Annotated in this window: 13 protein-coding genes and 1 tRNA gene; 8 read left to right on the forward strand and 6 right to left on the reverse strand. The window is 63.5% G+C overall.

Annotated features, from left to right (window positions below):
• The first annotated feature begins 104 nt into the window (after positions 1-104).
• A complete protein-coding gene (locus AC1DGP_RS29995; protein ID WP_476775541.1) occupies positions 105-260 on the forward strand; it encodes a hypothetical protein in 156 nt (51 codons plus the stop codon).
• 71 nt (positions 261-331) lie between these two features.
• Here the strand turns inward: AC1DGP_RS29995 and AC1DGP_RS30000 are convergent, their stop codons facing one another.
• The 4 genes from AC1DGP_RS30000 to AC1DGP_RS30015 all read right to left on the reverse strand — a co-directional run bounded on the left by AC1DGP_RS30000 (position 332) and on the right by AC1DGP_RS30015 (position 2,464).
• The gene (locus AC1DGP_RS30000) at positions 332-994 is read right to left on the reverse strand and encodes a cold-shock protein (RefSeq protein WP_441508201.1); all 663 of its coding nucleotides are present in this window, start codon (positions 992-994) and stop codon (positions 332-334) included.
• A gap of 90 nt (positions 995-1,084) precedes the next feature.
• Positions 1,085-1,783, reverse strand: a complete 699-nt coding sequence (locus AC1DGP_RS30005) for a carbonic anhydrase (RefSeq protein ID WP_441508200.1) — start codon at positions 1,781-1,783, stop codon at positions 1,085-1,087.
• Between the two features lie 71 nt (positions 1,784-1,854).
• Positions 1,855-2,172, reverse strand: coding sequence for a DUF167 family protein (locus AC1DGP_RS30010; protein WP_441508199.1), 318 nt, complete (start codon positions 2,170-2,172; stop codon positions 1,855-1,857).
• 1 nt (position 2,173) lies between these two features.
• Positions 2,174-2,464, reverse strand: coding sequence for a YggT family protein (locus tag AC1DGP_RS30015; RefSeq protein ID WP_441492532.1), 291 nt, complete (start codon positions 2,462-2,464; stop codon positions 2,174-2,176).
• Between the two features lie 118 nt (positions 2,465-2,582).
• On the opposite strand from AC1DGP_RS30015, the gene AC1DGP_RS30020 reads away from it, so the two are divergent.
• The 4 genes from AC1DGP_RS30020 to AC1DGP_RS30035 all read left to right on the forward strand — a co-directional run bounded on the left by AC1DGP_RS30020 (position 2,583) and on the right by AC1DGP_RS30035 (position 6,893).
• A tRNA-Ala gene (locus AC1DGP_RS30020) sits at positions 2,583-2,658 on the forward strand.
• A 408-nt stretch (positions 2,659-3,066) separates the two neighbouring features.
• Positions 3,067-3,630, forward strand: a complete 564-nt coding sequence (locus AC1DGP_RS30025) for a transglycosylase SLT domain-containing protein (RefSeq protein WP_476832901.1) — start codon at positions 3,067-3,069, stop codon at positions 3,628-3,630.
• A 216-nt stretch (positions 3,631-3,846) separates the two neighbouring features.
• A complete protein-coding gene (locus tag AC1DGP_RS30030; protein ID WP_441508197.1) occupies positions 3,847-5,847 on the forward strand; it encodes an AI-2E family transporter in 2,001 nt (666 codons plus the stop codon).
• A 71-nt stretch (positions 5,848-5,918) separates the two neighbouring features.
• A complete protein-coding gene (locus AC1DGP_RS30035) occupies positions 5,919-6,893 on the forward strand; it encodes a ketopantoate reductase family protein (protein WP_441508196.1) in 975 nt (324 codons plus the stop codon).
• Positions 6,894-6,912: 19 nt separating this feature from the next.
• On the opposite strand, the gene AC1DGP_RS30040 is transcribed toward AC1DGP_RS30035, so the two are convergent.
• On the reverse strand, positions 6,913-7,788 hold the full coding sequence (locus tag AC1DGP_RS30040; RefSeq protein ID WP_441508195.1) for a LysR family transcriptional regulator: 876 nt from the start codon (positions 7,786-7,788) through the stop codon (positions 6,913-6,915).
• The gene (locus tag AC1DGP_RS30045) at positions 7,785-8,660 is read right to left on the reverse strand and encodes a LysR family transcriptional regulator (protein WP_476832902.1); all 876 of its coding nucleotides are present in this window, start codon (positions 8,658-8,660) and stop codon (positions 7,785-7,787) included. Before AC1DGP_RS30045 ends, AC1DGP_RS30040 begins: the two co-directional genes overlap by 4 nt.
• A gap of 118 nt (positions 8,661-8,778) precedes the next feature.
• Here AC1DGP_RS30045 and AC1DGP_RS30050 point away from each other — a divergent pair, with 118 nt between their 5' ends.
• Genes AC1DGP_RS30050 through AC1DGP_RS30060 form a run of 3 tightly spaced genes read left to right on the forward strand, consistent with a single transcriptional unit; the run spans position 8,779 to position 12,106 of the window.
• Positions 8,779-10,305, forward strand: a complete 1,527-nt coding sequence (locus AC1DGP_RS30050) for an ABC transporter substrate-binding protein (RefSeq protein WP_441508194.1) — start codon at positions 8,779-8,781, stop codon at positions 10,303-10,305.
• Positions 10,306-10,351: 46 nt separating this feature from the next.
• On the forward strand, positions 10,352-11,287 hold the full coding sequence (locus AC1DGP_RS30055; RefSeq protein WP_441492408.1) for an ABC transporter permease: 936 nt from the start codon (positions 10,352-10,354) through the stop codon (positions 11,285-11,287).
• A 3-nt stretch (positions 11,288-11,290) separates the two neighbouring features.
• Positions 11,291-12,106 (forward strand): ABC transporter permease, encoded by an 816-nt coding sequence (locus AC1DGP_RS30060; protein ID WP_441508193.1) that lies wholly within the window; start codon positions 11,291-11,293, stop codon positions 12,104-12,106.
• Positions 12,107-12,117: the final 11 nt, after the last annotated feature.

A 12,117-nucleotide genomic window follows, 5' to 3' on the forward strand; every position in this document is an offset into this window, starting at 1 on the left:
CAAAAAGATCGGGTTGTTGGGKCTCCGGCCGCCCGTTGATACGGGATGACGGAGAGCGGTCTTCCGGTCAGGCTCCATCGATCCAACCGGTCAGGAGGCCTGCCATGGAGCTGTTCGTCGGTCTTGATGTGTCTGTTCGCACCACCAGCGTCTGCGTCATGGATGCGGGCGGCAAGCTGATCCGGGAGAGCAAGGTCGAGAGCGAGCCGGAGGCGATCGACGGCGGGCTCTATGACCCCGCGGTGGGCGCTTTTGCTTGACTCCTACCGCCCCAAAAGAGAAGGCCCGCCAAACCGGCGGGCCTTGGATCAGGTCGGTGCAAAAGCAACGATCAGATGAAACTGACGTTCGCAGCTTCCGGGCCCTTCTTGCCGGCGCGGATCGAGAAACGCACGCGCTGCCCGTCCATCGGCGGCTGCAGGCCGCTGCGGCTCAGCGAACTGACATGCAGGAACACATCCGGTCCGCCATTGTCAGGCGCGATGAAGCCGAATCCGCGATCGGAGTTGAAGAACTTGACGGCACCGTCATAGGGCCCTTCCATCGGGGCGCTGTTGCGATCGCCGAAGCCGCCGCGATCGCCGCGGTCGTAACCACCGCCACCGTAGCCACCACCACCGCCACCATAACCACCGCCGCCGCCATAGCCGCCACCACCGAAATCGTCACGCGGCGGGCGCGGCGAGAACGGGCGCGGAGCACGCTCGCCACGCGGGGCGGCGGGCGTTGCGGTCGAGGCGTCGATCTCGTGCACGGCCACGACCTGAAGACCGCGGCGGCCTTCGCCGAGATCGGCAACGATCGTCGCACCCGGCTGCAGATCCTGCGGATCGAGCGGACCGATGGACGAGACATGCACAAAAACGTCGCCGGATCCGTCGGCAGGAGACGCGAATCCGAAGCCCTTCTCAGGGTCGAACCACTTGATCTTGGCTTCGATATTTTCGTGGGTGACGAAGGGAGCGGGAGCCGAGGGCTTACGACGATCGAACATGCGAGCTTCAAAAATCAGTGACCGGGAAGCGACAATCTAGCGCAAGCCGCGCCCGCCGTCATGGGGGGCGGAGCAGCTAAATTTTCGCCCTCATCCGGCTTCGCTGCAGCGGATAGTCTGCACCTTTTTGGGCATCTCGCCAATGGCCGGAACGAACTGTCCGGTCGCGGCATCGAGCACCATCAGCACGCCGGTCGCGACGGCGAAATAGGCACCGTGCAGCTTCAGCCGGCCCTTGCCCTCGAGGATGCTGATGCAGGGAAACGTCCGCAGATTGGCGAGAGATTGCTGGATCGAGGCCAGCGCCAGGCGCTCGACATAGGTTTCCAGGTCCTCGTTGCGGCCGCGGCCGCCGCTGCGCTGTGCTGCCGGATTGATCAGCGTGATCCATTTTCCGATGAAATCGCCGGGCGAAAGCGGCCCCTGCGCATCATCGGCAAAGGCGCGGATGCCGCCACAGCGGCCATGGCCCATCACGACGATATGCTCGACCTTCAGCGCCTGAACGCCATATTCGAGCGCGGCCGAGGTGCCGTGCAGCTGATCGTCGGGCGAGAATGGCGGAACCAGATTGGCGACGTTGCGCACCACGAACATTTCGCCGGGGCGCGCATCGAAGATGGTTTCGGGCGCGACACGCGAGTCGCAGCAACCGATCAGCATGATCTTGGGAGTCTGGCCGCTTTCGGCGAGCTCCTCATAGCGGCTCTTCTCGCGCGAGAAACGTTCGTCGAGGAAGGCGCGATAGCCTTCCGTGAGCCGCTCAGGAAAAGACTGGGGTGTGTCCATTGCCCTTGTTCGGACAGGAACTGGCCGCCTTCGTCAAGAGATTTGTGCAGCGCGGGAGGAGCGAAGAGCCCCTAGCCCGCCGCAAGAAGCTGTTCCAGCCGCACCGCGAGCAGGTCGGCTTCCCCCGCAACCAGCAGAGTCTTGAGCCGCGCCGTGCTTCCGGCAGCCAATGTCACGGCGGAACGGGAGACCGACAGGCTGCGCGCCAGCAAGGCGATCAGCGCTGCATTGGCCTCCCCCTCGCTGGGCGCGGCCCGCACCCGTGCCTTGAGCACGGCACGGCCGTCCGCGAGGACCTCGATGCCGTCGACCCCGTCGCGCCCACCGCGCGGGGTCAGCCTGACGCTCAGCCGCAATCCCCCGGGCGTCGCCGTCCAGGGAACGGCCATCTCAGAATACGGCAGGGTACAGATAGCGCTCGATCACGCGCTCGATGAAGAAGATGATCAGCAGCAGGATGATCGGCGAGATGTCGATACCGCCGAGATTGGGCAGCATGTTCCGGATCGGCCTGAGCACCGGCTCGGTCACCCGATAGAGGAAATCCCAGACCGAGGAGACGAACTGATTGCGGGTATTAACGACGTTGAAGGCGATCAGCCAACTCAAAACCGCTGATATGATGAGGAGCCAAGTGTAGATGTTCAGCGCGAGCATCACCACGTCGAGAACGGCACGCATCGACATTCCTCTTGTCGTCTTCAGGCTGGTGACGCGGAAAGATTTCGCCATCGCCGAAAAACTCCCGGCGCAGGCGATTGACATTCACGCGACGCAAGGCCTAGAAGGCCAGCGCCTTGGGGCTGTAGCTCAGATGGGAGAGCGCTGCAATCGCACTGCAGAGGTCAGGGGTTCGAATCCCCTCAGCTCCACCAGGCTTTTCCTGGTGGAATAAAGCTAGAAGAAACAAGGGCCTGACGCAGCCGCCGTCACGGCGCGTGCACATGGGCGCTCCTGGTTCGCCAGCCAGCTTTTTCGTTGCCTCTTCCCGGCCAATGGGTGACTGCCCGATTGCTTCATCAATCTGCTCCGCAGTCCTGCCGACGCTGGCGGGATGACAGGGGGAGCGTAGCTAACTTCGAACGCTCCAGCTGGACCGGCCTCCCCAAATCCCCGAACCAAGTATCGAGCGTCATTGGGCAGGAAGCCACCCGTCGCGTGTCCAGATCGACCGCCGCAGAGTTGCCGCAAGTCCGCGTATTTTGGAGCCTGGGGTAGTTGAGCCTAGGATCAGGAGTTGTTGGCGTCCCCGCGAGCAGGTTTATCAGCTGATGGAGGCCAGATTGTCTTGGCAAAGGTGTCTTGTTGCAGCCGGTATCATCCTGCTGTCTGCCGGGATTGCGGGATGCACCACCACGGACGACGCTTCCGCGGAGGCAGCGAAACCGCTCGCTTACTCCAGCGAACAGCCCGTTGACGCGCAACCGGGCTCGGTCCGCGCGGGAATCGACCGACTTATCGAACGACATTCCGCGCATTACGAACTCCCTGCGGATTGGGTCCGTCGAATCGTCAAGCGCGAAAGCAACTATCGCCCCACCGCCCAGAAGAATGGCCATTTCGGCCTGATGCAGATCAAACACGCGACGGCGCGAACCATGGGTTATGCCGGCCCGGCGGCCGGGTTGCTCGATCCCGAACTCAATCTCACCTATGGGCTCAAATATCTCCGGGGAGCCTGGCTCGTTGCCGATCGCGACCAGACCCGCGCCGACCGCTACTATCGCAACGGGTACTATTACGATGCCAAGCGGAAGGGGCTTCTCGAAGCAACCGGTCTCGGCAAGGACCGTACGCGGCTAGCCAAATCCCGCCACGCGACGGACAGAGTTCCCGAGGCTCGTTAGCGAAGCTAGGCCATGCGACTGAGGACGTCCGTCACCCGCCGTTCTCGCGCCCGGACGGGCCTGCGCACGTCTGAGATCGTTCTCGGACACTGAGAGGCAGGTGCATCGGTAGACCTATTGGAACATCGGGGTCGATCTCCCGTTCAGCCACCAGTGACCAACAGCGCGCACCTTCTACTGCTGAGTGGATGAAACGTGGCCGAGGAAAACCAATTCATGCGTCCGATCGCGCCTCTCGCCCCCTCTCGGGCGGCGCCCGCTCGGGCGATCGATGGTGGCCTTGGCAATGTTGCCATTGGCGCTTTGATCGTGACGGCGCTCTATCTCGGGCGCGATGTCTTCGTTCCGATTGCTCTCGCAATCCTGTTCAGTTTTGTTCTCGCGCCACTCGTCAAAGGGCTCCAGAAACTTCGGGTTCCCCGTTCGCTCGCCGTCATCACTGTCGTTCTCATCGCCTTCGCGGCGCTCGGCGCCTTGACCGTGGCAATGGTCAACCAGGCAACCCAGCTCGCCGGAGAGCTCCCGGTCTATCAGAGCACGATGCGGGAGAAGATCGCTTCGCTGCGGGGGGCCGGCCCAGGCAGCGGTGTCCTCTCGCGCGCGGCGGACGTACTGCAGGATCTGGGCAAGGAGCTCGATAGGCCAAAGAAGGACGCTTCGCCGTTGGACCCGACGGTCCGCCCCCCGGACGCGCGGCCGATCCCGGTCGAGGTTCACCAGCCAGAGCCAGGTGCGCTGGAGACACTGCGAGCCTTTCTCACTCCCCTCATCCATCCGCTCACGACGACGGGTATCGTCCTGATCTTCGTCGTTTTTATCCTTCTGCAGCGTGAGGATCTGAGGAACAGGTTCATCCGGCTGACAGGAACCTATGATCTTCAGAAGACCACAGCCGCATTCGACGACGCCGCTCGCCGCCTCAGCCGGCTGTTCCTGACCCAGCTTGTCCTCAATGCCGGCTTCGGTCTCGTCATCGGCACCGGGCTCTGGATGATCGGCGTCCCGAGCGCCCTGCTCTGGGGCATTCTCTCGGCGATCCTTCGCTTCATTCCCTATCTCGGCGCCATCCTCTCCGCGATTTTCCCAATGGTGATCGCTGCATCCGTCGATCCCGGCTGGACCATGCTGGCCTGGACAGCCGCGCTGTTTCTGGTTGCCGAGCCGCTCGCCGGTCATGTTGTCGAACCGCTGGTCTATGGCCGCTCGACGGGGCTTTCGCCTGTCGCGATCGTCGTTGCGGCCACGTTCTGGACGTGGTTGTGGGGGCCGATCGGGCTGGTCCTTGCGACCCCGCTGACGGTTTGCCTCGTGGTCCTGGGCCGTCATGTCGAGCGGCTTGAGTTTCTCGATGTCCTCTTGGGAGATCGGCCAGCACTGTCCGCTCCCGAGATCTTCTATCAGCGTGTGCTCGCCGGGGATCCCGCTGAGGCAGCAGACAAGGCCGAAGAGGTTCTCAAGGAGCGCTCCCTCTCCGTCTACTATGACGAAGTCGCCCTGGAAGGTCTGCGTCTGGCAGCCAGCGACGCGGCGCGCGGCGTCCTTGATGCGACACGACAGGCACGGATCCTGGAAACCGTGCGGGAAGTCGTCGATGACCTCGCAGACCATGATGACCGCAATCCTGCAGTCGGAGAAACGACCAACGACCCCGAGGCAGAAGCAGCAATCGCAGAAACTGACGAGGTCGAAAGTTCAGCCGACCTGCCGATGCTGGCATCGGAAAACCTGGGGAAGGCCTTCCGCGGTGAAGACCGGGTGGTTTGCGTCGCCGCCCAATCGGAGCTCGATGAGGCTGCTGCCCTGATGCTGGCGCAGATCCTCAGCAAGCATGGGCTCCCGGCCCGCGTACTGCCTGCAGACACGCTCTCGACGAATAACCTCGCCGCGCTGGCAGCGGATCAACCCGCCCTGATCTGCCTGTGCTATCTCGACGGCACGAGCTCCGCTCATATGAAATACGCCATCAAGCGCCTGCGCCGCAGGCTGCCATCCACGATCATCATCCTCGGCAGCTTGTCGCCAGCAGCGGGCTCGGCGGCCCAACTCAAGACGGCGGTCCTCGCCGACGAGGTCGAAACGAGCCTTCGCGGCATGAGCAATGCCTGCTTGACGCACGCGATGCGCAACACAGACACCTCCATGGCCAAGGAGTCGAGTGTGCCCGACATCGGAATGTCAGGAAACTTGGCGACCATGTCCGCCGGACATTCGAGCTAGGACAGGCCTACGCTATCGCACCGAGCACGCTCCCCTATAGTCGTGGCGATCGTCCATCAGTGAGCGGAACCATGCGCGTTGCAATCGTTGGAGCAGGAGCGATCGGCGGGGTTGTTGCCTGGCATATGACCCAGGCGGGTCAGCGGCCCGTTATCATTGCGCGCGCTGAGACCGCTGCTCTGCTCGCAACGGAGGGCCTGACGCTCCAGTCTCCCTCAGGGACCGAAACCGTGGCGGTGCAGGTCGCCGCCGATGCAGCCTCCGCAGGGGTCCAGGATCTCGTTCTGGTCGGGTTCAAGGCTCATGACTGGGCGAGCGGTCTCGATTCGATCCGGCCCCTGATCGGGCCATCGACGATCGTTCTGCCGATGCTGAACGGCATTCCCTGGTGGTATCTGCAAGGTCTGGGAACGCAGTTCGGCGACCGGAGGCTGGCATCGGTCGATGCGAGCGGTGCGATCGAGACCTCCATTCCAGCCGGTCAGGTTCTCGGCTGCGTCGTCTATATCGGTGCAAACCGGCCCGCGCCGAACGTCATCGCCTGGAACGGCAGAAAGCGTCTTGTTGTCGGCGAGCCATTGAAGCCGCATGACAGCCGGCTGGCAGACGTCGTCGCGTTGTTGAGAGCGGGCGGGGTCGATAGCGAGCAGAGCGCAGATATCCGGACTGAGGTCTGGCAAAAGCTGCTCGGCAATGCAGCCTATAATCCGCTTTCGGCCGTGACCGGGGCGACGGTCGACAAGATCGTGGGAGATCCTGCGGTCAGGGCCGTCGCAAAGTCGATCATGGCGGAGTGTGTCGCGGTTGCCGCCGCGCTCGGGGTCGAGAATCTGCCAGAGCTTGAGGCACGCCTCGAACTCCCTCCGACATTGATCGGTGTGAAAACCTCGATGCTGCAGGACATGGAGGCGGGGCGCCCGCTGGAGCTTGGCGCCATTGTCGGCGCTGTTGCGGAACTCGGTCGCAGGACGGGCGTGCCAACGCCGCTGATCGAGTGCGTTGGCGCCCTGGCGGCCAATGCCTGGCAGCAGCGATGGGGACAATGATCGGGGCGAGGTCAGAACATTATCCGCCTGTGATGATCTCGACCATGCGCGCTGCCAGGTGAGACAGCGGGCGGCTGCGGGCGGTCATCATGCATATCGTGATCGGGATGCGCGGCGTGATCTGCAGTTGGGCGAGGCCATCGAAACGTTGCGCCTCGAACAGCATGCTGTCGACGAGTGAGACATCGCCATCCCGGGCCAGCAAATGCGCGACGGTGATGCTGTAGGGCGCCGTCATGAAAGGGGCGTAGACGAGCCCGGCCTCTTCGTGCGCCTTGGCGATCAGCCAGCCGAGCGGCGACGATTCCCGATCGAAGCAGAGCAACCGGCGCCCCGCGAGTTCGGCAAGATCGACGCTGCCCTGCGCAGCCAGAGGATCATCCTTCCGGACCAGGGCAACGATCGAGCCTTCGGCTAGCGGCGTCAAAGCAATGTCGTCGCTCACGCGCGGCGAGAACATGAAGCCGATATCGGCCGTCCCGTTCGAAAGCTCCGCGACCGGATTGCCCATGATGAGCTCAGCACGTGCGTCGGGATGCGTCGCCAGCAGCTTGCGCAGGGCCCCTGCAACCAGTCCCTGTCCGATGCTGGGCGTCGCGGCGATGCGCAGTGGCAAGGCGCGCCCGGCACGCAAATCCGCGACGGTTTCTCGCAGATTGCACCATTCGCTCTCGACCGCGTCGAGGCTCGCCATCAGTTCCCGCGCTTCGGAGCGCAATACCAACCTGCCGTCGCGCCGCTCGAAGACCGGCACACCAAGGCTTGCTTCACTCCTCGCCACGATCTTGCTGATGGCCGATTGCGTCAGGTTGAACGCACGTGCGGCCTCAATCGTCGTGCCCAAGCGATGCACCGCAAGCAGGATGCCGGCCTGGGTCGGCGTGAGTTCGCTCATGGGGCGCGCTCCATCAAGCAGGCGAGCAGGACCTGCCCGGAGTGCTGCAGGTGGGAGCCTTCCCGATGATGCGCATAGGCGATGACGGCCGGGCTCGCGCGCAGCGGCCGCACGGCCAGCCCCTCGGTCAATCCGCTGCTGATCACGAAACCATCAACGATGGCGACGCCGCAGCCCTCGCGCACGAGATGGCAAGCCGAGTCGGTATGACGGACGGTGATCGAGATCCGCGGTGCAAGGCCCGCTTTGGTCAGAGCCTGCTGGAAACTGTCGGCGCTGCTGAAACCATCCGGCCCATAGCTGATCAGTCGACGCCCCGCGAGGTCCTCGAGGCCGATTTCGTCTCGCGCAGCCAATGGATCTGTCTGAAAAAACACGCAGACAAGCGGACTTTCCTGCAGCGTGATATTCCGCAGCCCTTCGTTCGGCAGGGGCCCGTAGGTGATTGCGAGATCGGCATCTCCCGCCGCCAGATGGGCGGCGACATGATCGAACATGATCTCGACAGGTGCCGCATCGCCGATGGCGCGTCGGGCTGCCGTGATCGCGGGCGGCAGGATGCTGTGGGCCAGTCCCGGCACCGTCACGATCCGGAGGCGGTCGACCATGCCGACCCGCATCATGTCGGCCTCATGGCGAGCCCGCCTGAGCGCCGCGAAAGCCGGCTGCGCCCGCTGGGTCAGGGCCTGCGCCTCAGGCGTCGGCATCAAGCGGCCCTGCAAGGTCGTGACGAGGTTCAAGCCGAGTTCGAACTCGGCAAGCCTCAACGCCTTGATCACGGCGGACTGGCTCATCTCTAGCCCTTGCGCCGCCTCACCGGTCCCGCCGAGCCGGACGAAGGCGTCGAGGACCTGCAGTGAGGCGAGCTTCATGACGCACCCTATTCCAACTGGTTGAAGATCTTGCCAAATCTTTCATTAGCAAGACTAGGAGGCCCATGAAAGGATGCCGGCCGTTGTCGGCATAGAACCGGCACCACAGGGGATCGCGATGACCAGATTTCGTTCGATGGTTTCGGCTGCCGCGCTTGCGCTCGCCGTGATGACGCCTGTGATGGGCGGCCTTGCTTCCCCCGCCCTTGCCAAGGGTATGTTGAGACTGGCGCAGACGCAGGATCTCGTCTCGCTCGATCCGATCGCCACCAGCGACAACGCTTCGATCTTCGCGCAACTGCTGATTTTCGACACACTGCTCCGCCCGAGCAAGGATGCCACCAAGCTCGAGCCTGGCCTTGCCGAGAGCTGGCAGGTCAGTGCCGACGGCACGACCTACACATTCAAGCTGCGCGAAGCGAAATTCTCCGACGGTACCCCGGTCACGTCCGCAGATGTGGCGTTCTCACTGAAGCGGGCCGGCAGCGATGCGAGCAACTGGAAGCGCTTCTTTTCGGGCATCGAGACGATCGAGACGCCGGATCAGCGCACGGTGATCCTCACGCTCAAGAAGACCTTCACGCCGCTTCTGAACAACCTGGCCTTGTTCTCTTCCGCCATCCTGCCGCAAAGGGCTTTCGAGGCGGCGCCCGACCGCTTCTTCGAAAAGCCGATCGGCTCGGGCCCCTTTACGGTTGCAGCATGGAATAAGGGCCAGGGTCTTTCGCTGAAGAAGAACGCATCCTACTGGCAGGCCGGCAAGCCCGACCTCGACGGCGCCGAGCTCCTTGTCATTCCCGAAGGCAACAGCCGCGTCCTGAAACTGCAGGCTGGTGAGATCGACGTCGCCTTGGAAATCCCGCTCAACCAGTTGCAGAGCCTCAGCCGTTCGGGCGCGATCAAGACTGCTGTTGCCGATGTCCTGCGCAGCGACTTCGTGATGATGAACACGAAGAAGAAGCCCTTCGACGATGTCCGTGTCCGTCAGGCGCTGAACTATGCCGTCGACAAGGAAGGCCTGGTCAAGGCGCTGCTCTATGGAACCGGCAAGGTCGCGAACTCGCCGATGCCGCCCATGGCCTATGCCGATTCGACGCTGAAGCCCTATTCCCACGATGTCGCCAAGGCGAAAGCCCTGCTGAAGGAAGCCGGCTATGCGGACGGCTTCAAGACCTCGCTGTTGATCCACTCGGGACGTCCGCTGCACCGCCAGCTCGGACAGGCGATGCAAAGCGCTCTGGCGCAGGTCGGGGTGACGGCCGAGATCAAGCTGGTCGAAGGCGGCACGCATTGGTCGACAACCAAGGCGGGCGACTACGAGATGGCGGTTTCCTACGCGTCTAGCGACACGATCGATCCCGATCAGCTCGCCGGCTTCCTGATCGTCAATCCCGAGCGCGCCAATGCCTACCACACGGAATGGAAGAGCGAGCGGGTCAACGAGCTCTACGAAAAGGAGCGCGTCACGGCCGATGGTCCGGAGCGCGGTGGGATGTTCAAGGAGATGATCAAGCTCGCGCATGAGGGCGCGCCGTCGGTCTTCCTGTTCTATCCCGGCACGTCCTACGCCTATCGCAGCAATGTCGAAGGCTTCGAAGTGCTTCCGACCTCCAATTTCCGCCTGGAGGACGTCAAGCTGAAGTGAAGCGCCGGCGGCCCCGCAGGGCCGCCTCTTCTTTCAGAAGCTCATCATGGTCGGTTACATCTTCAAACGGCTGTTCCAGCTGGTGCCGGTGCTGCTTGGCATCACGCTGGCCTGCTTCTTCCTGCTGCGCGCGCTGCCGGGGGATCCGGCAACGCTCTTGCTMGGGGCGCGCGGCGGCCCTGAGGAAGTTGCGCTGCTGAAACAGCGCCTCGGGCTCGATCTGCCGCTCTGGCGGCAATATTGGCTGTTCCTCGGCGATATCGGTTCAGGGACCCTCGGCCGTTCGGTGGTGCACGGCCGCGCGGTCTCGGAACTCGTGCTCGAGCGCCTGCCGGCGACGCTGTGGCTCGTCGCCTATTCAACCATCATTGCCGTCATCCTCACCGTTCCTCTTGCCCTGCTCTCGGCGGTCGAGCGGGACAAGCCGGTGGATGTCCTGATCAAACTCGTCTTCACCATCCTGCTCGCCATCCCCTCATTCTGGCTGGGGCTGGTCCTTGTCGTCATGCTGGCGATCTGGGTGCCACTGTTCCCCACCTCCGGGTACGGGGACGGCTTTCTTTCGCGGCTGCATCATCTGACGCTTCCCGCCCTGGTGATTGCCCTCGCGACGGCATCGCTGACGATCCGCAGCCTGCGCAGCGGCATCCTGAACGTGCTCGGCTCGGATTATGTCACGACGGCCCGGGCCAAGGGTAATGGCACCAACCGCACGATGCGCGTGCACGTCCTGCCGAATGCCCTGATCAGCTCGATCTCGGTGCTCGGCGCACATACGAGCTGGATCATCGGTGGCACGGTCGTGATCGAAACGGTCTTCGCCCTGCCCGGGCTCGGCTCGCTCTTCGTTGAATCGATATTCGCCCGCGACTACCCGATGATCCAGGGGCTGACCATCGTCTTTGCCGTGCTCGTGGTCCTGATCAACCTGGCGACGGATATCGCCTACGCGCTGGCCGACCCGCGCATCAGGCTGGATTGAACCATGACGCGACTGCGCCGCCTCAATCCGACGCTGCTGATCGGCCTCGTGATGCTCGCCCTGCTGAGCCTGTTCGTCGGGCTGGGGCAAGTCTGGACACCGCATGATCCCTTCCTCATCGACTACGGCAATACGTTGCAGCCGCCCTCACTCGGCCACTGGTTCGGCACGGACGATCTCGGGCGCGATGTCGCCTCGCGGGTCATGGCGGGCGGTCTCGTCGATCTGAGGGTGGCACTGATCTGTGTCGCGGCGCCGGCCATGTTGGGCGCGGCGATCGGTGCGCTCTCCGGCTATGTCGGTGGCCGCGTCGATACCGTGATCATGCGTATCACCGACATCTTCTGGGCCTTCCCCTTCCATGTCCTGGTGATCGCCATCGTCGGCGTGCTGGGTCCCGGGGAATTCAACCTCTATCTCGCCTTCCTGCTGGTGAACTGGATCTCGTTTGCCCGCATTGTCCGTGGCGAGGTGCTGGTGCTGCGCGAACTCGAATTCGTGCAGGCAGCGCGCAGTTTCGGCGGTACCGACCGGCACATCGTTGCCAGGCATGTCCTGCCCAACGCCGTGACCCCGGCAATCGTCTATGCAATGGCGGATGTCGTCCTGACGATCCTGGCCGTGACCTCGCTCAGCTTCCTCGGCCTCGGCATCCAGCCGCCGACACCGGAATGGGGGCTGATGATCTCGGACGGCCGCGAGTTCCTGTTCGACGCCTGGTGGATCGCGACCTGCCCGGGTCTCGCCATCATCTATACCGGTGTGACCTTCGCCCTGATCGGCGAGGGGGTCGACACCGCCTTGCGCCCGAAGGGCTGACCTTTTCCTGC

This window comes from Allobosea sp. 05T433 (assembly GCF_056396065.1).